Source organism: Rhodanobacter sp. L36, from assembly GCF_009765755.1.
In the GTDB taxonomy this organism is placed as follows: Bacteria; Pseudomonadota; Gammaproteobacteria; order Xanthomonadales; family Rhodanobacteraceae; genus Rhodanobacter.
Map to the genome: position 1 here is coordinate 51,359 of NZ_LMUV01000011.1, position 21,287 is coordinate 72,645.

A 21,287-nucleotide genomic window follows, 5' to 3' on the forward strand; every position below is an offset into this window, starting at 1 on the left:
CCATGGAACAAGACGAAATCTATCTGGTCGACCTCTGGCGGATTTTTTCCCGCGAGTGGAAGTGGTTTGTGGGCGTGCTGCTGCTGACGCTGGCGTGCACCTATGCATTCGCACATCTCGTGAAACGTCAGTGGGAGTCGACCGCATGGATCCAGATCGGGCAGGTCGGGCAGGTGCCGGGAGGACAGAATCCGCTCGTCGAGCCGCTCGCCCGCGTGCTTGAGCGCCTGCAGATGGTGCCGTTCCAGAACGAGATCATGAAGAGCCTCGGCTTTGCACCCACGTCGGCCGAGGCGCAACTGTTCCGCAAGAGCATGAAACTGGAGCCGCTGCCTTACGCCGGTCCGCTCATACGGATGAACGTGCGAGGCTTTTCGCAGGAGCAGGCCATCGCCATGGCCAACGCGACCGTCGCCCAGCTTCACCTTCTGCATCAGCGTCTGGAACAACTTCCGACGAAGTCGGCGCAGGCGCGCCTGGTCGAGGTTCAGGGCGATTTGCAGACAGCGCTGGCGGATCGGGATCGCTTCATGCAGGCCAGCGCGGCAGGCGATGGCAAGAACACGCGCGATCCCTTGCTCGCGAACATGCTCCTTTCCAGCAAGAACGACGAGATCCGCAACCTGCAGCAGGCGAAGAACGATCTTCTCGATCGACTGGGTCCCGTCTACACCTTCGAGACGTCGATGCCCTGGCCCGCCTACGTGCCGGACAAGCAGGCTTTCCCGAACCCCGAGCTGACTTACGGCATCGGCGTGCTGCTGGCGTTCTTTCTCGCGTCGCTGGCCACGCTCGCGCGCAGCGCCACGCGTCGATCGGCCTGAACGACGCACGGCATCAGTGTCGATATCGACATCGAATGCGCCGGGCGCATTCAACCAAAGCGTCCGGCAACGGCACTCACGGAGAAGGCCGCGGATTCGTGGTGATGAAGGACGCACGTGGTGGAGCACAGATCGATCGACATGAGCACGCAGCAGGCACATCACGACGCACGCCAGCTTGCAGCTGACTCCAGCGCAGCGCGACGTCAGCGACACGTGCCACTGGATGAAGCGCAACTGCTCGAGACACAGCGCGCGTTCGACAGTGTCGCCGCCGACTACGACGGGCCGCGCGGCAACAACGAGTTGATCCAGCGCATGCGGCTCACGCTGTGGGACACCGTGCACAGCGAACTGCCGCCGAATGCGCGACTGCTCGATCTGGGTTGCGGCACCGGCATCGACGCGCTCGAATTCGCACGGCGCGGTTTTCATGTCGTTGCCACCGACTGGTCGCCACAGATGGTCGAACGCACGCAGGCACGCGCGGCGGCGTGCGGGCTGCAGTCACGCGTCACCGCAACACATCTTGGCGTGCAGCAACTGGATCAACTGGACGGCTCATTCGACGGCATCTATTCGAACTTCGGCCCGCTGAACTGCGCGCCCGACCTGCAGGACGTGGCGAACGAGTGTGCGCGCCTGCTGAAACCCGGCGGCAAACTTGTTTTTTCGGTGATGGGCCGAATCTGTCCGTGGGAAGTGGGCCATTACACCTTGCGCGGCCGCTTCAAACGCGCGGGCGTACGCGCGACGCGTGGTGCCACGGCGGTGGGAATGAACCGGCACACGATCTGGACCTACTACTACATGCCGCGCGAATTCTTCCGCGCATTTGCCGGCGATTTCTCGCTGCAGAGTTATCGTGCGCTGAGCTTGTTCATGCCGCCGCCATACCTCGTGGATTACTACCGTCGTCGTCGTCGCTGGTGCGAGCGGCTTGGCCGTCTCGACGATCGCTTCGGCAACCTGCCGCTTTTGCGCGACATGGGCGACCACTTCCTGATCGTGATGCGGAAACGTTGAGCCGTGGATATTCTCCAGGCCGCGATGGATGTGACGTTGTGCCGCGCGGGTTCGGTGACGCCCGACGGTGTCGTGCGCACGCCGCTGCCGATTCGTGGCGGCCGCATCGGCTCATCGCTCGCCGCACGCGCCTATCGCGTCGATCTTCGCGACCACCTGATTTTCCCCGCGCTGATCAATGCGCACGATCATCTGCACGTCAACACCGTGCCGCCGTTGCGCAAGGTCGCGCCGTTTCCCAACAGCTACGCGTGGATCGCCGCGTTCAAGGCGCACTTCGAAGAGCCAGCGGTCGTCGCCGCGCTGCAGGTACCGAAGGAACATCGGTTGCGCCACGGCGCACTGAAGAACCTGCTCGCCGGCACCACCTGTGTCGCGCATCACGACCCGTGGCACGCCGCGCTCGACGTCACGGATTTCCCCGTGGCCTTGCTGCGCGATTTCGGCTGGAGCTACGCACTCGGTTGGCCGGATTATGGTCCGCCGGTGCAGCAGAGTTTCGCCGCCACGCCAAGTCATCGTCCATGGATGATCCATCTCGCCGAAGGCACCGACGACATCGCGCAAGCCGAATTGTCGCAACTGGATCAACTGGGTTGCCTCGCATCCAACAGTGTTCTGATCCACGGCGTCGGGCTGCGCGAACAGGACGTGGATCGCGTGATCGCCTGCGGCGCCGCGGTGGTCTGGTGCCCCACCAGCAATCGCAATCTGCTCGGACGCACGCTTGATCCGAAACGCCTGCATGCGGCCGGCCGGCTGGCGCTCGGCAGTGATTCGCGGGTCAGCGGCGCACGCGATCTGCTCGAGGAAATGCGTGGGGTGGATGAGCGCGGCGAACTCGCACCGAAACATCTGCTCGAACTGGTTACCACGCACGCGGCCGGCATTCTGGGATTGCCACAACGCGGCAGCCTTGCAGCGGGATCGCGCGCGGATATGTTGATCGTGGCCGATCGCGGCGGCGACGAGTTGCGCAATCTGGTCGGCATCGATCGCCGGCATATTCGCGCGGTCGTGCGCGATGGTGTGCCGCGCATCGCCGATCCGGATTTCGCCGAATGGTTTGCAGCCACGGGTACGGAAACCGTGGCGGTGACTTTGGACGGCCAACCGAAATTGATGGCCCGCGCGCTGGCCGAGCCAGCGTTGGTTGCGCTCGAGCCTGGCCTTGAATACAAGGCGGCCATCAACGTGCGCGAGCGTGAACGCGTCGTCGAAGCGGGATATCGCTGATGTCGCGCGCGTCCACGCTCGATCCGTCCGATGCGTACGCACTGTGGGCAGCCAGTTATCCGGCGCATGCGCATAATCCCGTGATGCAGGCGGAAGAGCGCGCGATGTTCGCGCTGATGCCGGCCAGCCTGCAGCAGCAGACCGTGCTCGACATCGGCTGCGGCAGCGGTCGCTACATGCTGCACGCATTGAGGCGGGGCGCATCACGCGTCAGCGGTGTCGACCTGTCGCCGGAAATGCTCGTGCGCGCCGATGTGGAAATGGACGCCTATCGCTCGGTCGCCGAGATCGCGTTGGCCCAGGGCAGCCTGATGGCGTTGCCGCTGCCCGATGCGATGGCCCACCTGACGATCTGCGGACTGGTGGTCGGGCATCTCGAAAATCTGGCGCAGGCGCTGGCCGAGCTGCATCGCGTGACGCGCCCGGGCGGCACGATTCTTTGCAGCGACGTGCACCCCATCGGGCACGCACTCGGATGGCAACGCGATTTCAAATCCGACGGTACGCGCTACGCCGCGCGGCACACACAGCATCTCTACAGCCAATGGCACACGGCCTGCGTCGAGCTCGGGTTGACGATCGAGCGCGTGCTGGAACCGATGCTCGACCCGGCCGACATTCCCGCGGATGCGCAATTCGATCGCATGGCTCTGCAGGTGCCCGTCGCATTGGTGTTCCAGCTGCGGCGCGCGGCCTGATCCTCCTGACGCAGTTTTCGCCATGACCCATTCGCCCCATACCTTGCTGATCAACCCGACCATCACGTCGCGTTCGAGCGCGCGTTTTCCGTTGTCGTTGCTGCACCTGTCGGCGTCGCTCGACAAGTTCGGCAGCAGCCAGATCATCGACGGCAATGTCGATCGCGATATCGTCGGCGAAACCTTGCGCGCACTGGAAGGCGGCAGTTTCGACACGGTCGGCATCAGCGTCATGGGCGGACCACAGATCGCGCCGTCGATCGATGTTTCCAAGGCGATCCGCGAACGCTTTCCGTCGATGCCGATCATCTGGGGCGGCTATTTCCCCACCCTTTACGCGGACACCGCGCTGGCCGCGCCATATGTCGATTACGCCGTGCGCGGGCAGGGTGAAGACAGCCTGCCCGAACTGGTGTCCGCGATCAGTCGCGGTGCGCAGCCCGAGGCGCTGGCGAAGATCGGCAGCCTGTCGTGGCGCAACGATGGCGCCGTCGTGCACAACCCTAACCGTCGCTACACGATGAGCGACGCGGGACTGGTGCTGCCGTACGACAAGCTTGGCGATCCGCGACGTTATCTCGCGCGCACGTTTCTCGGTCGGCGCACGGCCGCACACCAGGCATCGATCGGCTGTCGCTTTCGCTGCACGTTCTGCGGCGTGAACGCGATGTTCGGGGGCACCACGGTATTGCCTGGTGCAAGCCGGCTCGAGCGCGATCTGAGCTATCTCAAGTACGAGGTCGGTGCCGACTCGATCCAGTTCTTCGATCACAACTTCTTCGACCGCGAAGTGGACATGATCCCGCTGCTCGAAGTGATGGCCAAGCTCGAGATGCCGTGGTGGTGCTACGCCCGATCGGACGCGCTGCTGAATCTGTCGGAGAGCACCTGGAAACTCGTGCGCAAGAGCAAATTGCGCATGGCGTATGTCGGCGCCGAATCACCCAGCGGCGCCATGCTCAAGGAAATCCGCAAGGGCACGCGACCGGATCAGACGCTGGAGGTCGCCGAACTCTGCCGGCGTAACGGCGTGATCCCCGAACTCTCTTTCATGGTTGCGCCACCGGAAAACACCGAGGAAGAAACCGAGCACACCTTCGAGTTCATCCGAGAATTGAAGCGCATCAATCCGCAGTCCGAGATCATCGTCTATATCTACACACCGCTGCCGGAAAGCAGCAAGCACGAGAGCGATCGCGGCAAGCGATCGTCGATGGCGTTGCTCGATCTCAACGGTGAGCCGGTGGTGTTTCCAAGCACGCCGGAGGGATGGATGGAAAAGCGTTGGGTCGATTACGCGTGTCATGCCGATGCGCCGTGGCTGACCGACAAGTTGCGCAACCGCATCCACGATTTCGTGACGGTGCTGCGTTGCCGCTTTCCCACCGTGCAGGATCTGCGCTCGCCGCCATGGGCCAAACGCAGCCTGAGCATCATGGCCGGATGGCGTTATCGCCGCGGAAATTATGACAAGCCGTGGGAACTGAATCTGGCAAACAAGCTGGTGCGCCTGCGCATGCCGCAAGTCTCCGGCCTCTGAGTTGGCGTTGATGCACGCCGTGCACATCAACTTCGTGCCTGCACCGCCGGGGCATTCGCCGGAGCAGCTATTTGAACTCTGGCCTTCGCTGGCCGACATCCCCGAAGCGGCAGCGAGTGGTGGCGCGCGCGTGTCGGTCATTCAAGCGGCAGCTCAGCAGGCGCGGATCACGCGCAACGGCATCGACTATTACTTCGTCGATGTTGTCGGCATGCGCGTGGCGGCTCGCGCCCGTCGTTTTGCGGACGTGCTGTTGCAGATCGACGCGGATGTTGCGCATGTGCACGGCCTCGGTTTCGCGCGCGATATTTTCGCGCTTTCCCGATGCCTGCCGCAGCTGTCGATCATCGTGCAGGACCACGCCGATCGCCTGCCACGCTGGTGGCGACGGCTGCGATGGAAGCGCTGGTTTTCGGTTGTTTCCGGCGTCGTTTTCACTGCACGAGAACTCGCTTTGCCATTCACGCGCGCGGGCGTGTTCGGATCGCGCACGCGCTTGTTCGCGATACCGGAATCGAGCAGCCGCTTCACGCCTGGCAGTCGCGTCCACGCACGCGCGGAGACCGGACTGTACGGGGATCCTTGCGTGCTCTGGGTCGGACATTTGAATGCTGGCAAGGATCCGCTCACCGTTCTCGAAGGCATCGCGCAGGCGAGCGTGACGTTGCCGGATGTGCAACTGTGGTGCGCGTTCGCCAACGCGCCGCTGCTTGAACAAGTGCAGCAGTACACCGCCCGCGACTCACGACTTGCCGACCGCGTGCATCTGCTGGGCAAGGTGGCGCATGCGGATGTGGAGCGACTGATGCAATCGTCGGATATTTTCGTTTCCGGCAGCCACGCGGAGAGCTGCGGCTTCGTCGTGCTGGAAGCGATGGCTTGCGGTGTGGCACCGGTGATCACCGATATCCCGTCGTTTCGCGCGTTGACCAACGAAGGTCGTGTCGGCCATCTCTGGCCTTGTGGTGACGCCGTACGCCTTGCGGAATCGCTCGTTGCCGCGGTGTCGAATCCGACGGCGCCGGAACGCATCCGCGCGCACTTCGATGCCACGCTGTCGTTCAAGGCCGTGGGTCGTCAGTGGGCGACTGCATATGCGCAGGTGCTCGACGCGCGAAGGCGCGCGCCATGAAAATCGCGCTGGTGGTTCCCGGTGGCGTGGACCGCACAGGAGAGTTTCGCGTGATCCCCGTGCTGCTCGCGTTGATCGAACGACTCGCGCGAACACACGACGTGCACGTCTTCGCGTTGAACCAGGAGCCGTTGGCGGGTCACTGGAAACTCGTTGGCGCCACCGTGCACAACATCGGTGTCCACTGGACTCGCGTGCGCGCGATCGCCGCGATCCACGCAGAGCATCGCCATGCGCCGTTCGATCTTATCCACGCGATTTTCTCCGGGTCGTGCGGCTTCATCGCGGTGGTGGCAGCCAAGCTGCTGGGCTTGCCGAACCTGGTGCATATCGCGGGCGGCGAGCTGGTGGCCTTGCATGCGATCGGTTACGGCGGAAGGCAAAAATGGAAAGGGCGCTTGCGTGAAGCGTGGGTGTTGCGAAACGCCGACGTCGTCACGGCGGCCAGCACGCCGATCATCGATTCGCTGCGGGCGCTTAGGATAGAAGCGCAGCGCGTGCCGCTCGGCGTGGATCTTCGGGCATGGCCGCCGCGCGCACCACGCGAGCGCGCGGAAGTCGCGCGCTTGATTCACGTCGCCAGCCTCAATCGCGTCAAGGATCAGCCAACGCTGCTGCGGGCGCTGGCAGTGTTGGCCCCGACGGGCCTGGCGTTCGAGATGGATATCATCGGCGTGGACACGCTGCAAGGAGAGATGCAACAGCTGGCTCGGCAGCTTGGACTGGAATATCACGTGCGCTTTCACGGCTTCAAGACGCAGCGCGACTTGCGTCCGCTGATGGAATCCGCCGACCTGCTGGTGATGTCTTCGCTGCACGAAGCCGGTCCGCTGGTGTTGCTCGAGGCAGCCGTGGCGGGTGTACCTGCGGTCGGTACAGCGGTGGGACATTTCGTCGAATGGTCGCCTTCGGCAACCTTGTCAGTGCCGATCGGGGATTCGGAGAGATTGGCGAAGGCCATCTGGCAGATGCTCACCGACGAGGGGCTGCGACTGCGACTCGCAAATGAAGCGCAACGTCGCGCGTTGGAGGAAGACGCCGATGACACCGCCCGAACATTCCAGGCTTTGTACGAGCGGCATTCCCGCTCCGCGCGGAGTCCGATCACGCATGTCGAATTCGACTGACCAGCGCATGCCGTCGCTGGACGGGATCAGGGCGATCTCGATCCTGCTGGTGCTCTACGGACACCTCAGCGGCACGCGCCATTTCCCTGTCACCAATGCGACGTACGGGCGCTGGTTTGGCGACGTCGCGCATCTTGGCGTGTACCTATTTTTCGTGATCTCCGGTTTCCTCATCACTTCGCTGCTGACGAGCGAGCGCGAAGTCACGGGAACGATTTCACTGAAACAGTTTTACTTGCGCCGCGTATTGCGCATTTTCCCTGCGTTCTATGCATTCGTGATGACGCTGGCGATCGCAGCGGCGTGGGGCGGGGCACATCTGACGGGCCGGGATTTCGCTTATGCGCTTACCTTCACCTTCAACTATTCCCCCGACCACCCGTGGTTGCTGGGTCACCTGTGGTCGTTGTCGATCGAGGAGCAGTTCTACCTGCTGTGGCCGGTGCTGTTCGTGTTCATGCGCGCACGTCACGCGTTGATCGTCGCCATCGCGGCGATTTTCGCGAGCGCCTTGCTGCGTGCGGCGATCCGCGCATGGGTCATCCATGCCGGCCCTCTCGTGCTGATCAGCAAGATGACGATTTTCCCCGCGATGTGCGATTACCTTGCAGCCGGTTGTGCGTTGGCGATGCTGCGGCCGTGGCTGCTCACGCAAGGCTGGTATCTGCGTCTGACGTCCAGTCGGTGGCTGATGCTGACGGTGCCCGTTGTGCTCGCGATCAATCGGGTGGGCGGTGATCCGATGGCGATACTTCTCGGTTCACCGGTGACCAACGTGTGTCTTGCACTACTGATCGAATCAAGTACACGCCATGCGAATTCGTTGGCAGGACGATTGCTCAACTGGAAGCCGATCGCGTTCATCGGCACGCTGAGTTACTCGCTGTATCTGTGGCAGGAAATCTTTCTTGATCGCAGTTCGAGTGCGTGGATGAACGCGTTTCCACAAAATATGGTGTTCGCGTTTCTGGCCGCGCTGGCATCCTATTTTGTGATCGAGCGCGCGTTCGTTCGCTTGCGCAGGCGGTTGCGACACGGCGCTGAACCCACTGATCGCGCGCGCAGCCATGCAGTCGTTCGAGCTGCGCCGACGGCCATCCAGCGGGACGTGTGAATCGCAGGTCGATCGCCGGAAGTTGATCAGATCTCGGTCAGCGGCACGCGCTGTCGGCGACGCCAGGCTTGATGAAAGCCTGCCGTGTGATGCAGCTGGGTGCCATCGGCGAGTTTTTCATCTGAAGCGATACGACCGAGGAAGAACGTGTGCAAGCCGACTTCCTGGCTGTGCACGATCGCCAACTCCTGAATGCGCAGCGCCGCCGCGACGACGGGTACGCCGAATTCTTTCGACGGTCGCACGGGAATCGACGTCGCGTCCCAGCCCTGCAATGCCTGCTTGTGCTGCGCACTGAGCTTGTAAACATCGGCCTTCATGGTTGCAGGCACGCTGGAGAGTGCGACGCGGCGCACGTCGCGCATGACCGGAACGGAAACGTTGGTGCTGCGGAGCGCGAGCGAAAAGAATCCGCTGCGCTCAAGCGGCCCGATCAGATCCATCGGAAAAATATTCTGATGTCCTTGCGCGGCGATGGAGACGAGCACGACCGGACGAGGACACAGATAATCGATCATGAGTTGCTGCACGCCGGCCTTGTCCATATTGAAATGATTGGACGGTCGGTTTTTCTCCATCTGCCGGTTCTGCAGCCATGCGTTCCATGAACGACGTGGCCAGGGCAGGCATCGATGTTTTCCCGAAGCCACACGGTAAAGCGTGAGCGTCGTCTGCTCGATCGTGATGGACGTCGTCTGCGCCAGATGGAGAGAGCCGAGACGCTTTCCCGTCGCGCGATCGCGATATTCCAGAACGGGACGCTGACCGCCATCGACGCTGGTGGCGATGACCAGCGGATACAGTGACGCGACAGTGTGGTCCGCCGTGACATCGGCCGTCTGGCCGTCCCAATGCAAGGTCGCGGTGACAAGCCGCTGCGGAGCGGCTACGGCGACGGTGGCCCATTGCGGCAGCGGACGCACGAGTGGCTTGATCCATTCCTTCCACATGTCAGGTGCGCCGAAGCAGCAGGAACATGAAGGGTTCGGTGGCCCATCCGAAACCGCGTGGAAAACAGCGCTCCAGTCGAAAGTGCGGTGACGCCGCCCGGGCCACAATCCCCGGCGAAAAACGATGGATGTTGCTTTCGCTGGCAATCGCGTAACGGCCGTACCGCAAAAGCCTCACGATGTTCGCGCGCCACCAGCCGTATCGCGCATCGCCCAGGTAATACGGATTGAGCATGCTGGCCAGGACGAATCCTTTTTGACGGACCACCGCCGACAGCTCCTCGAAAAGATCCGTGTGATCCGCGAAATGATTGAGCACCGCGAAGTTCGCCACGACCGCATGCACCTTGCGCGTGAGCGGCAACGCCACCGGCACGATGGTCTCGCGGGCAATTTCCTCGTGGCAGTGTTGCAGTAGATAGTCGCGCATGGCCGCCGATGGTTCGTATACATCGGTCGGGTGTCCATTCGCGGCGTATAACTTCGCGTCGATGCCGGTGCCTGCACCGAAGTCGAGCACGTTCGATCCCGCTGGCAGGAGATCCAGTGCCATCTTCTGGAATTGCTCGCGCACCACACGGTCGCGCTGCGAGGTTTCAATGAACTCGTGGTACTGCTTTCCGGTATGCACGATCACGCTTCCTTGCGGGCTTCATAAAGCCGAAATTTCGATGGTTCCCTGCGGCCGCGAAATTTCGCCATCAGTGGCCGCACGGCCCACCGCGGGCCATACCACGGCCGATGCACTTTCCAGCGGATCGACAACGCGGCTTCCATCGAATGCAGACGTTCGTCGGTGAGGTAGCCAAGGCCCGCCACGGAATCCGCAGACGTGCCGTGGCGTTGCAGGAAAGAGGCGCGACGCTCGGCAAGCATCTGCCTGCCGCTTTCATCACGCGCATACCAGGGCGTGTCGCTGATGATCACCATGCCGCCGGTTATCACGCAGCGCATCGCTTCGCGCAGCGCGACTTCGTAATCTTCCGCATAGTGAAACGACGCGTTGAAAATGGCGGCGTCGAACTGTTCGTCCGCAAAAGGGAGATGGCGAATCTCGGCCTGGAAACGCGGGAAAAGTGTTGGCAGTTGCGATCGATAATGCCGGGCGGCGCCGAGCCCATCGCTGTCGTTGGCGAGCAGGTCCACCGCGCACGGTCGAAACCCTGCAAGCGCCAGGCGAAAGCTCATCCATCCGTTGCCCGCACCGAGATCGAGAACGCTGCCGCCACGATCGATGTCGTTCAGCAGCTGTCGCACGAGGTAGTCGTAGCTGCGCGCACGCATGCGCCATTGCTCGCGGTTTCTTCCTGACGTGTCGCGATAGGGAAGGCCGAGATAAAAATCCTCGTTGGCGCTGCCATGACCTTCCGCAGCGCGTATCCGTTCGTAATCTTCGATGAAGCGGGCATGGTGTTCGATCGACGCCGGCGGAAGCGCTCGCGCGATGCCGTCGCTGATCACGATCGAATAGCTGCACGCGGGGCAATCCAGTTCACCGATGGGGGTTCCGCAGCGCGGACATTGCAGGCGAAGATCCGAAAGCAGCGACTCCTCGGCATGCGTGCGTGCGTGTTGCGCCTGCATCGATCAACCCGCTCCGACGGGTGTCGGGTGGTCGGCGGACCGTTGCCGGGTTTCGGGAGTCGAAGCATCCAGGGCGGCGCGCACCGCGTACAAGGTGTCCATTCGCGGCACCGCGCCAAGCAGCCGCGTCAGCATGCGTCGACCATGTTTCAAGGTGACCCAGCTTTGGCCGCGCAGCCACAATTGAGTCCGTACCATGTCGGCGCGTTCCTTGATGGATTCCTCCGTCGGACGGACCCGATTCGCGAGGTAGCGACCGACATCGCGAAAGGAGCGCGACCATTCGATGCCGGGAAGCGCGTGAAGCCACAAGTCCGAACACGAAACGTCGGTCAGTTTCTGATGCCGCGACATTGCTCGCAACAGCGGCGGGCAATCGCGTTCGAGCCGGGTGATCACGGCCTCGGGAATCGCGTTCGTGTAATAACGAGCCACCAGAGACAACGGTGGAAATGCCCACCACGGAGATTCGGTCGCGCGCTCGTCCCACAGCACGTCCCAGTCGCTGGCGACCATGCGCGTGGCCAGCAGCGAGATATCGTTCAGATGCATCAGTCGCAGGCTGCGACCGCAGATGTTGCCCGCGGCATGCAGCAGCAGGTGGCTCATCAATGCGCCGTTCGACGGATACGGATTCACGCCCGGCAGGGGCGCGTGCGGGAGAATTCGTTCGGTGATGTCGACGGCTGCGATCGGCAAACGTTCCTGGATGTGCGTGTGCAGTTCGATGTTGATCGGCGTGTCGCGATGTTCGCCCAGGCTGAAGACGGGATGATCCGTCGCCGGCTTGAACACGCGATGTTTCCATTGCACGAAGGATTCGACGTAGCCGAGGTCCAGCAGCAACCTGATTGCCACATTGACATCGCATTCGCGCACCAGCAGATCGATGTCGGCCATCGGCCGCTCGCCCGGCGTGTAGATTCCCAGCGCGTGCAGCGCGGAACCTTTCAGCGCGACGAGACTCAGCGAGGCGTCGCGTGCGCTTTCGTCAACGCGTGACAGCAGCGCAGTGATGCGTCGATGGCGATGTTCGACATGCTCGCGCTGGCTTGCCAGGAATTGTTGCCATGGACGATGTTGCCAGGTCGAGAATCCGCTGAGCAGCGGCGACACGCCGTGAGTCGCCGCCGATGCGCAAGCGAGCTGCCATTCGAGCGCGCTCCACGAAGGCGTCGCGCTGCCGGGTCGCGCAGCCGCCAGTTCAACGGCCAGCCCCTCGGTGGTGCGGCGCAAACCACGCCTAACGGTTTTGAGTGGTGGCAGCATGGCGCAGCGGCGGAAGATTGACTTTCGATGACGTCGCCGGCGTAGGGAACGTTGCGTCCATGTTGCGGTGTAGTTGCTCCGAAGCGATCAGTGCGTTCCACTGCGCGTCGAGTGCAATGCACGATTGACGATGCTGTTCCGGTTCCACGCGGGCCCGGGATTGCTGCAGGGTGACCTGATCGTGCAGCAGGTTGCGCACCTGTCGATAGAACTCCGAGTCGTAGGCGCCGCGAAACATCATGGCGAGGTCGTCGCTTTCCTGCCAATGCGTTTTCGCGCCGAGTTGTGCCTTGACCTGCTCGTAGAATTTCGTGCCCGGCAACGGATACGACACGCTGACGCCGATGTCGTCTGGCGCGGCCTGCACGATCAGTTCGCGCGTGGCCAGAAGGTCGCCGAGTTGTTCGCCGAGATATCCCAGCTGGATGAAGAATCCGACGCGGATGCCTTGTTCGCCCAGGCGGATGCGCGCCGCGATCAGATCTGCGACTTTCGTGCCTTTGGTCATGGCATCCAGCACGCGCTGGCTGCCGCTTTCCGCGCCTATCCACGCCTCCGTGCAGCCGGCTTTCGCCAGCGCTTCGGCCATGCGCTGGCTTGCAAGATCGGCGCGCGTCTGGATGGTGAACGGCACCGAGCCATCCGCTGCGCGCAGGTGCTCGCCGAACTCCGTCACCCAGTCGATGTGGAATCCGAAAATGTCGTCGGCCAGCCAGATATGGTCGGGCTTGAACGTGTGCTTGAGATAGCTCATCTCCGCCGCGACGTCCTGCGCGCTGCGTTGTTTGTAATGGTTGCCCCAGATCGGTTTGGCGCACCAGTTGCAGCGGAAAGGGCAACCGCGCGACGCGGCCATGTTGAGGCTGAAGTAGCCGTGCCGTTCCATCCACAACGCGCGATAGCGTTCGATGTCGAGCAGGTCCCACGCGGGACGGCCGATCAGTCGCGGATCGGGCGGCATCACGCCGACACGCGTCAGTTGCGTCTGACCGCTGATTTGCGTGGCCACGCCGGGAATGCCGACGACCAGGCGTTCGGTATCGATGTGCGGTTCCGCATCGAGACGTTCGATCAACTGGATCAGCGCACCGATGCCTTCACCGATCAGCACGGCCTGCGCACCGGCCTCGAGGAAAGCATCCGGATGGTCGGATGCGTCGGAGCCGGCGACGATCACGCGCGCACCGGCTGCGCGTGCTTCGGCGATCATCCGGCACGCGGCCTCGCGCATGCGGCCAAGGCACATCTTGGTGAGGTAGTTGAAATTGTCTTCGTAGATGACGACGACATCGGGCTGCGCGCTGTGCAGCGCGCCTTCGTGATCTTCCACGCCATCGGCGAGCATCGCGTCGAACAGCGACACTTCGTGGCCCATGTTTCTCAGCAGCGCGGCGATCTGGATCGTGGCAAGCGGGGGATAGGGTTTGCCGCGTTCCCATTGCTTCCTGTCGTATCTCAGGAAGTAGGAATGGCCGACCTGGATCTTTAGCATCTTTGTGGAGCCTCGTAAGCCTTGGGGAGTGGCCGCGGCGGCGCATCACTGCGGATGCGTCTGCCGGTTCCAGACGTTCCTGCGCCTGGAACGTGAGTGCGGTTGCATGGGCCTTCGGTTGCCTTGATCGGCAAAAAAGTCGAAGGCCGCACGCTGCCCCACGCATCGACGGCGATGGAAGCGAGGAGGCAACCTTTTGCGCACGGAGCGGAACTCACGCTGCAGCAACCGCGATTCCTGGAGCGCCGTGTCCCGCCATCAGACGGCTGAAACCTTTTTGATCGACGACGATGACCCGTATTTCCGCGCCTGTATCGACGATAGGGGTGCGGACCCTTTTTGCGAGCGGCCGCGCCGTCTTTACTCGCTGCATCGACAACTGCTGGGCGGGTATTTTCATTTCGAGAGCGACAGTGAAGCGTTGTTGAATCTGGTGGCTGCGGCTTACGACAACTTGCCGTCGCATCGTTTTTCGGATGATGTCCCGACCTTTCATATCGCGTTGCGCCTGCTGCGGCGACCGGCGCCATCTCACACAGGCGAGCCGCCGCCGATGCGCACGCAGTCGGGCGCGGGCATGCTCTGCGGCGTCATGGACGCTTGCAACTACGTGCTGCTCTCTCCCGAACGACGACGCGGCCTGATCGTCGCATCCGAAGACATGCTGAGCCGTCCATATCACCTGCGCTACGAGTTCATCGAGTTCGCCGTCTTCACGCTCGCGGCGCGCGGCCTTGGCCTGGTTCCCCTGCACGGCGCGTGTGTCGGCACGCAGGGACGCGGCATCCTGCTGCTCGGTGCCAGTGGTTCGGGGAAATCGACGGCGGCCTTGCATGGCCTTCTCGAAGGTCTCGATTTTCTCGCCGAAGATGCCGTCTTCGTGCAACCGGAAAGCCTGCTTGCGACCGGTATCGCCAACTATCTTCATGTTCAGCGCGACGCGTTGCGATTCGTCGATGACGAGCAGACACAACGCTGGATTGGCGCCGCGCCGATCATCCGCCGCCGCAGTGGCGTCGAGAAACACGAGGCCGATCTTCGCCATGGATCGACACGTCTCGCGCCGATGCCATTGAAATTGGTGGGCACGATATTCGTTTCCAGCCGGATGGCGGACGACCCGGAAACTTTGCTGATTCAAGTGAGCGCGAAAGAAGCTGCGACCAGACTGGTCGCCGATCAGGCGTACGCATCCGGGCAACCGGGTTGGCGTGAATTCGAAAGTGCACTGATACGGCAAGGCGTATACGAACTTCGGCGAGGTAGGCACCCGCGGGCGTCCGTTGACGCACTGCGTGGCGTTCTCGGTTGATGCCGAACGTGCCACCCTCGATGGTGCAGAAAGTTGCGCGTCTCGTTGCTTTCAGATGAAGAACGATGCGCCGCGTGCACGCGACGAGCAGGTAACATCGGCAGGTGCAGCGATGCATGCATCGCCTCTGATTCCAGTTATTCAACAACCCAGGCAAAGCGCCGTAGCGGATTCATCCGTTCGGATCGATGCCTCATTCGAGGATCTCAGAAAATGAAAAAACGTCTTGCAGGATTCATGGTCACGGGTGCGATGCTGGCGCTGGCTGCGGCGACGCCGGCGCTCGCCGCGCTCGCACCGGGCGCCACTGCGCCTGCGTTCACCGCCAAGGCAAGCCAGGCGGGCAAGCAGTTCAACTTCTCACTCGCGGACGCGCTCAAGAAGGGACCGGTGGTGGTGTACTTCTATCCCTCCGCCTATACGGGCGGCTGCGATCTCGAAGCACACACTTTTGCGGCCAACCGCGAGAAATTCGACGCGGCTGGCGCAACCATCATTGGCGTCTCGGCGGACAGCATCGAACGCCTCGATACTTTCTCGGCCGATCCGAAATACTGCGCCGGCAAGTTCCCGGTTGCCTCCGACACCGACGTCAAGATCGCGCATTTGTACGACCTGAAAGCGGAAGCCGCACGTTCCGGATTGAACGACGTGCGTGGCGCGACGCTCGATCATGCTTTCATCGAGCGCACCACGTTCGTGATCGGCCGCGATGGCAAGATCGTTGCCGCGCTTTCCTCCGAAACGGATCATCTGCGTCCGGACGAGCACGTGAAGCGGTCGCTGGCGATCGTACAGAAACTGCAGGCCGGCAAGGCGCCGTAAGCACCAATTTTTTTTAAATTACGGACATAACGCACCACGACGCGACCTGATCGTTTCGTGGTGTTTTTTTTGACGCCTCTTGCAAGCAAAAATGGGTGTCCGGATTCGATGTGGCGTCGACGTGCGCGGAGTGTCGGCCCACGTCGCGCACGCAACCTTTCTCCATTCATGGCGCACTTACGAATGCGACGACGGCATGGAGAAGGGCGTTCTGAATCGGCATGAAAATCCATTGAAACTGCGGCAGCGATTCGACTGGACGCGTTAGGCATGTCCGGAAAGCCGTTGCAGGGCAGTGATCGCATGCACGAACTGGTGCATGCACTCTTGCGTACGCTGTCGCGTGGCGAACTCGTGCAGACGGTAGCCTATGTCGCCTTGTCGCTAGGCTCGGCGCTGGCCGGTGCGCTGGCCGCAGTGCTGCTGGTGCCGTTGGTCCAGCCGACGCATCCGTTGCCATTTGACGGTGGAATATTTGCCGCGCACGGAAGTTTCGAAGTGCAAGCCGGCATGTTCGCCGCAGCCAGCGTTTCCTTTGCCTTGCTGCGCTGGCTGGCGGCGCGTTTGAGTGCTCGCCTGCTTGGTCAGTACGGCATGCATCTCCGGCGCAGCGTGCATGCGCGGCTGATCGATGTGCCACTGGTTTCATTGGCGGATTCCAGCTCCGCGGAAATCGCCAATGTCCTTACGTACAACGTCGAAATCATCGTTCAGGGTTTCGCGGCGCTACAGCAATTGCTGGTGGTCGGCATCACGTCCGCCGTGAGTCTTGCCTTTGCATTCTGGGTGTCGCCTCCCTTGATGCTGACGACACCTTTGTTGATCGCGTTGGGATGGATGGCTTCGCGCATGTACGGTCGCGAACAAGCCGCAGTGAGCCGCCAGAGCGTGGCCGACCTGACCCGTCTTTTCTGGCACAGCGAAGATTTTCCGCGACGCCTGCGCCACGTCCGTTCGTTCGAGAGAGAGGGCGCAGAGAAGGCGAGCCACGGCGAAGTTTCCGCGCGGTTGTGCCACAGCTATCGTCGCCAGCTGGAGTTGATCGCTTCGGGCCGTCTCGTGCTCGAGTTGATCGGCGCCGCCGGTATCGCCGGCGTGTTCGTGCTCGCCCATCACTGGCATGGCATCGATCAGGCGTCGCTTATCGCCGTGTGTCTTCTGCTTGGACGACTGCTGCCCTATCTGGTTTCGACGCGCCAGAGTTTCCAGCAACTGCGCTCGGCTGCACCGGCGTTCGAGTTGTGGCAGCGGTACATGCAACTGACTGACGCGAGCCTGTCGGCGGCGGCCTCTCCGGTTGCGCCGTCCGGCGGCGCGATGCACATCGAGCACATGCGGTTGAAGCCGCCGCCTGCCGGCCTCGATGTCGATGAACTGGTACTGGCTCCGGGTGAGATCACGTTGATTTCCGGCGACTCCGGCATCGGCAAGAGCAGCCTGGTGGACGTTCTCGCCGGCATGATGGCGCCCGAACTTTTCGTGGCGCACATTAACGGGCGACCCATGGGGTTCGACGAGTACCGCGATCGCGTGCGACGCGGCGCCTACGTGAGCCAGAACGTTCGGCCTTGGCAGCGATCCGTACGCGAATGTTTATTGTGGGCTGCACCCGATGCGACGGATCCGATGTTGCAAAGCGCGCTGACGGACGTGGGTCTGGACAAGCGGCTCGCTGTATCGAGCGATGGGCTCGATACCTCGCTGAACAGTTCGTCGAGTCGTCTTTCCGGTGGAGAACTGCAACGCCTGATGCTGGCCCAGGTCATCCTGCGCCAACCTTTTCTCGCCTTGCTGGACGAAGCCACCAGCGCGCTCGATGCGGCATCCGAGATCGCGGTTCTTTCCGCAATGAAGCGCCGTTTGCCTGCAACCATCCTGATCGTGGTATCGCATCGATCGGGCGTGGCCGAGATCGCTGATCAACACCTGATCATCGGCAATGATCTGGTTACCACCGTTGCGGAAACGGTGGAACGTCGGCACGCCACTGCCGAGTCGGCGTCGCGAAAACACGTCGTGCTCTAGCGGGGTCTGCTGCGCAATCCATCCGACGAACGCTTCGGATTACTTCACCGCCAGACCTCTCAGCTCGACGCTTTCGGCACTCACGCGCAACACCGAACCATGTTCGTACCAGTCGCCAAGCACGATGCGTTCGGCCGTCTTTCCGTTCATATCGAAAGTATGGACCGCGGGCCGGTGGGTGTGGCCGTGGATCAGTCGTGCCACACCGGCCTCGCGCATGCGGTTGGCAACGGCATCGGCATTCACGTCCATGATGCTTTCCATGGTGCTGCCGGTGTGTTTGCGGCTGTCTTCGCGCGCCTTGGCGGCAAAGGCGCGCCGGGCGTCGAGTGGCATGGAGAGAATCTGCGCCTGCCATTGCGGATTGCGCACTTGCTGGCGCACGGCTTGGTAGGCGACGTCGTCGGTACACAGCACATCGCCATGCATCAGGAGCGTTGGGTGGCCGTGGATGTCGTGCACGGCGCCGTCATCGAGCAAGGTCATGCCGGCGCGTGCCGCGTAGGTTTCGCCAAGCAGGAAATCGCGATTGCCCACCATGAAATAAACCGGCACGCCTGCTTCGCGGACTGCGCGAGTGGCGTCGGCGATGCGTTGGGGCAATTCGGCGTCGTCATCGTCGCCGATCCACGCTTCGACCAGGTCGCCGAGGATGTAGAGCGCATCGGCAGTGCGCACTTCGTCGCTGGCGAGAAAATGCTCGAACAGTTCGGTGATGGCGGGTCGAGCTGGATCGAGATGCAGGTCGGCGATGAACAACGTGGCCATCGTGCGCTCAGCCCTTGCTGCCTGATTTGGACGTTTTCTTGTGTTTGACCGGTGGCGGCGCGACGACAGGCGCCGCCTGGATCGGTGCCTTGCTACTCGCCGCACTGGCGGGTGCTTCCTCGCCGACGACGTGGGCGCTTTCGATCAGCACGAGCGGGTTGGGCACGTCGCCGGCGAACGGGCCGAGCGCGCGCGTCGGTAGCGCGACGATCTTGTCGACCACGTCCATGCCCTTGATGACTTTGCCGAACACCGTGTAGCCCCAGGTCAGCCCACTCTGGTTGCCGACGAAATCCAGCCGGCGATTGTCGACCAGGTTGAAGAAGAATTGCGCGGTGCCCGAACTCGGATCGGCGCCGCGCGCGACCGCAATGGTGCCGCGAAGATTGGACAGGCCGTTGTCGGCTTCGCTGGGTACCGCTGGGCGCGTGCGTTTGGGTTGCAGGTCGCGCGTGTACAGGCCGCCTTGCAGCAGGTACCCGGGAATCGCGCGATGCAGCAGCGTGCCGTCGTAGAAACCATCGCGCACGTATTGCAGGAAATTGGCGACGCTCTTGGGCGCCTTGTCGGGGTAGAGCTCCAGCGTGATGTCGCCCTGCGAGGTGGTCAGCAGAACTTGCGGCGAAGGTTCCGCCGCGGCGGTTGCCGGCTTGACGGTTTGTGCCGCGAGCGTCAGCGGCAGGATCAGGAGCAGGGAGGCGAGCAAGGATTTGAGCATGGGCGTCGTGGAGTCCGGGCGTGCGGGCATGATACGCGGCCATGGACGGCATGGCTTGTCGCCTCGCCGCACGATCAGCTGCTCGATAGCTCCAGCTTGAGGCCAAGCTCCGCCATCGGCGATTGTTCCTGCTGCAGGTCCGCTTCGCTGAGCGGGTGCTGCTCGAACCACGCCACCGGCAGCTTGAGCCGCAAGGTCTTGCTGTTGGCAGCGAGGCGCATCGGCGGCAGCGATTCGGCGCGACGTGCGCGACGGAACAGCACGGCCAGCCGAAGCAGTGCGGTAACGTAACGCGCCAGTTGGCGATAACGCTGGGGCAGCGCGGCGATCGCGGCCTTGTCGGGTTTTCGCCGATGCATCTCCACCACCGCCGCCAACAGTTGCTGCTCCTGCCGCGAGAAGCCGGCGAGGTCGGCGTGTCGAAGGATGTATGCGCCGTGATGGTGGTGCTGGCTGTGCGCGATGGCCAGGCCGATTTCATGCACGCGCGACGCCCAGGAGAGCCACTCGCGCGCATCGGCGTCCAGCTTCCACGAGGCCGCCACCTGATCGAACAGCAGCAGCGCGGTCGATTCCACGCGCCGCGCCTGCGCGCGATCCACGCCATAGCGCGAGGCCAGCGCGTCGATGCTGGCGGTGCGCGGATCGCTGCCACCGGCGCGGCCGAGCAGATCCCACAGCAGCCCTTCGCGCATCGAGCTTTCGCACACGCGCATGCGTTCAATGCCGAGCGCGGCGAAGGCCGCTTCGAAAATCACCACGCCGCCGGCGATCACCGGCGCGCGATCCTCGCCCAGCCCCGGCAACTTGAGCGTGCTGACCTGGCCCTGTTCGATCAACGCGTCGCGCAACGACGCAAGCGATGCGGGCGTGATGCCGTCGTCGGAGAATTTCATCGCCTGCACGACCGCGCCGATCGACTTGGCGGTGCCCGACGAGCCGTAGACATCCTGCCAGCCCGATTCGAGATAGTCCTCGGCGAACTGTTGCAGCAGGACGCCGATCTCGCTGCGCGCACGTTGCCAGCGCTTGCGCGTGATTTTTCCGCCGGGGAAGAAACGCAGCGTCGAAGCGATGCAGCCGGCCTGCACGCTTTCCGTGTGGAGTGGCGCCAGCCCGCGACCGATGATGAATTCCGTACTGCCGCCGCCGACGTCGATCACCAGCCGCGGTTCGCGCGAGATCGGCAGATCGTGTGCGGCGCCGAGGAAGATCAAGCGGCCTTCCTCGCGACCCGAAACGATTTCGATGGGATGGCCGAGCGCGGCTTCCGCCGCAGTCAGGAACGCCTGCGGCGAGGCGAGGCGACGCACCGTATTGGTGGCGACGGCGCGCACGCGTATCGAGGGGAGGCCGGCAATGCGCTGGCCGAAACGGGCGAGGCAACTCAGTGCGCGCGCGCGACGTTCGGCATCCAGCGTGCCGTCCGCCCGCAAACCGGCAGCCATGCGCACGGTGTCGCGCAGGCGGTCGATCACGCGCGGCTCGCCGTGTTCCATCCGCGCGACCACCATGTGGAAACTGTTCGAGCCCATGTCCACGGCGGCGATCAGTTCGCCATCGCGGATCGGTGTCTGTTCGGATGCGCTCACGACAGCACTCCGGCTTGGTCGGAAAATTGATTCTTGCATGCATGCATGAGGCGAA

Annotated in this window: 19 protein-coding genes; 10 read left to right on the forward strand and 9 right to left on the reverse strand. The window is 62.9% G+C overall.

All coding sequences use genetic code 11. The features are described from left to right. The first annotated feature begins 2 nt into the window (after window positions 1–2). From GSQ73_RS09855 to GSQ73_RS09890, 8 genes are all read left to right on the forward strand, one after another. Window positions 3–824: a Wzz/FepE/Etk N-terminal domain-containing protein gene (locus GSQ73_RS09855; protein WP_158883535.1), complete on the forward strand. Its 822-nt coding sequence runs from the start codon at window positions 3–5 to the stop codon at window positions 822–824. Between the two features lie 141 nt (window positions 825–965). Continuing rightward, the gene (locus tag GSQ73_RS09860; RefSeq protein WP_158883537.1) at window positions 966–1,850 is read left to right on the forward strand and encodes a class I SAM-dependent methyltransferase; all 885 of its coding nucleotides are present in this window, start codon (window positions 966–968) and stop codon (window positions 1,848–1,850) included. 24 nt (window positions 1,851–1,874) lie between these two features. Beyond that, window positions 1,875–3,086, forward strand: coding sequence for an amidohydrolase family protein (locus GSQ73_RS09865; protein ID WP_174236116.1), 1,212 nt, complete (start codon window positions 1,875–1,877; stop codon window positions 3,084–3,086). Beyond that, a complete protein-coding gene (locus tag GSQ73_RS09870) occupies window positions 3,086–3,784 on the forward strand; it encodes a class I SAM-dependent methyltransferase (RefSeq protein WP_158883541.1) in 699 nt (232 codons plus the stop codon). Before GSQ73_RS09865 ends, GSQ73_RS09870 begins: the two co-directional genes overlap by 1 nt. Before the next feature lie 22 nt (window positions 3,785–3,806). After that, window positions 3,807–5,324, forward strand: coding sequence for a radical SAM protein (locus tag GSQ73_RS09875; RefSeq protein WP_158883543.1), 1,518 nt, complete (start codon window positions 3,807–3,809; stop codon window positions 5,322–5,324). Between the two features lie 10 nt (window positions 5,325–5,334). After that, window positions 5,335–6,456 (forward strand): glycosyltransferase family 4 protein, encoded by a 1,122-nt coding sequence (locus tag GSQ73_RS09880; protein ID WP_158883545.1) that lies wholly within the window; start codon window positions 5,335–5,337, stop codon window positions 6,454–6,456. After that, window positions 6,453–7,583, forward strand: a complete 1,131-nt coding sequence (locus tag GSQ73_RS09885) for a glycosyltransferase family 4 protein (RefSeq protein ID WP_158883547.1) — start codon at window positions 6,453–6,455, stop codon at window positions 7,581–7,583. The genes GSQ73_RS09880 and GSQ73_RS09885 overlap by 4 nt, the downstream gene beginning before the upstream one ends. Beyond that, window positions 7,567–8,697, forward strand: a complete 1,131-nt coding sequence (locus tag GSQ73_RS09890) for an acyltransferase (RefSeq protein ID WP_158883549.1) — start codon at window positions 7,567–7,569, stop codon at window positions 8,695–8,697. Before GSQ73_RS09885 ends, GSQ73_RS09890 begins: the two co-directional genes overlap by 17 nt. A gap of 26 nt (window positions 8,698–8,723) precedes the next feature. Here GSQ73_RS09890 and GSQ73_RS09895 read toward each other — a convergent pair whose 3' ends face one another. The 6 genes from GSQ73_RS09895 to GSQ73_RS09920 form a co-directional block, all read right to left on the reverse strand. Further along, a complete protein-coding gene (locus GSQ73_RS09895) occupies window positions 8,724–9,647 on the reverse strand; it encodes a flavin reductase (protein ID WP_158883551.1) in 924 nt (307 codons plus the stop codon). A 1-nt stretch (window position 9,648) separates the two neighbouring features. Beyond that, the gene (locus GSQ73_RS09900) at window positions 9,649–10,278 is read right to left on the reverse strand and encodes a methyltransferase domain-containing protein (protein ID WP_158883553.1); all 630 of its coding nucleotides are present in this window, start codon (window positions 10,276–10,278) and stop codon (window positions 9,649–9,651) included. A gap of 2 nt (window positions 10,279–10,280) precedes the next feature. Further along, window positions 10,281–11,231 carry a methyltransferase domain-containing protein gene (locus GSQ73_RS09905; RefSeq protein WP_158883555.1) on the reverse strand — a complete coding sequence of 317 codons (951 nt, stop codon included), beginning with the start codon at window positions 11,229–11,231 and terminating at the stop codon, window positions 10,281–10,283. A gap of 3 nt (window positions 11,232–11,234) precedes the next feature. After that, complete coding sequence (locus GSQ73_RS09910; RefSeq protein WP_158883557.1) at window positions 11,235–12,500, reverse strand: nucleotidyltransferase family protein; 1,266 nt, start codon at window positions 12,498–12,500, stop codon at window positions 11,235–11,237. Beyond that, window positions 12,475–13,992: a radical SAM protein gene (locus GSQ73_RS09915; protein WP_158883559.1), complete on the reverse strand. Its 1,518-nt coding sequence runs from the start codon at window positions 13,990–13,992 to the stop codon at window positions 12,475–12,477. Before GSQ73_RS09915 ends, GSQ73_RS09910 begins: the two co-directional genes overlap by 26 nt. 214 nt (window positions 13,993–14,206) lie before the next feature. Continuing rightward, complete coding sequence (locus GSQ73_RS09920) at window positions 14,207–15,037, reverse strand: hypothetical protein (protein WP_158883561.1); 831 nt, start codon at window positions 15,035–15,037, stop codon at window positions 14,207–14,209. A gap of 480 nt (window positions 15,038–15,517) precedes the next feature. On the opposite strand from GSQ73_RS09920, the gene GSQ73_RS09925 reads away from it, so the two are divergent. Further along, complete coding sequence (locus tag GSQ73_RS09925) at window positions 15,518–16,129, forward strand: peroxiredoxin (protein WP_158883563.1); 612 nt, start codon at window positions 15,518–15,520, stop codon at window positions 16,127–16,129. Window positions 16,130–16,399: 270 nt separating this feature from the next. Next, window positions 16,400–18,154, forward strand: coding sequence for an ABC transporter ATP-binding protein (locus GSQ73_RS09930; RefSeq protein ID WP_158883565.1), 1,755 nt, complete (start codon window positions 16,400–16,402; stop codon window positions 18,152–18,154). 39 nt (window positions 18,155–18,193) lie between these two features. Here GSQ73_RS09930 and GSQ73_RS09935 read toward each other — a convergent pair whose 3' ends face one another. The 3 genes from GSQ73_RS09935 to GSQ73_RS09945 all read right to left on the reverse strand — a co-directional run bounded on the left by GSQ73_RS09935 (window position 18,194) and on the right by GSQ73_RS09945 (window position 21,232). Further along, the gene (locus tag GSQ73_RS09935; RefSeq protein WP_158883567.1) at window positions 18,194–18,922 is read right to left on the reverse strand and encodes a UDP-2,3-diacylglucosamine diphosphatase; all 729 of its coding nucleotides are present in this window, start codon (window positions 18,920–18,922) and stop codon (window positions 18,194–18,196) included. Window positions 18,923–18,929: 7 nt separating this feature from the next. Further along, window positions 18,930–19,640 (reverse strand): peptidylprolyl isomerase, encoded by a 711-nt coding sequence (locus tag GSQ73_RS09940; RefSeq protein WP_158883569.1) that lies wholly within the window; start codon window positions 19,638–19,640, stop codon window positions 18,930–18,932. A gap of 74 nt (window positions 19,641–19,714) precedes the next feature. Beyond that, the gene (locus GSQ73_RS09945) at window positions 19,715–21,232 is read right to left on the reverse strand and encodes a Ppx/GppA phosphatase family protein (protein WP_158883571.1); all 1,518 of its coding nucleotides are present in this window, start codon (window positions 21,230–21,232) and stop codon (window positions 19,715–19,717) included. Window positions 21,233–21,287 lie beyond the last annotated feature (55 nt).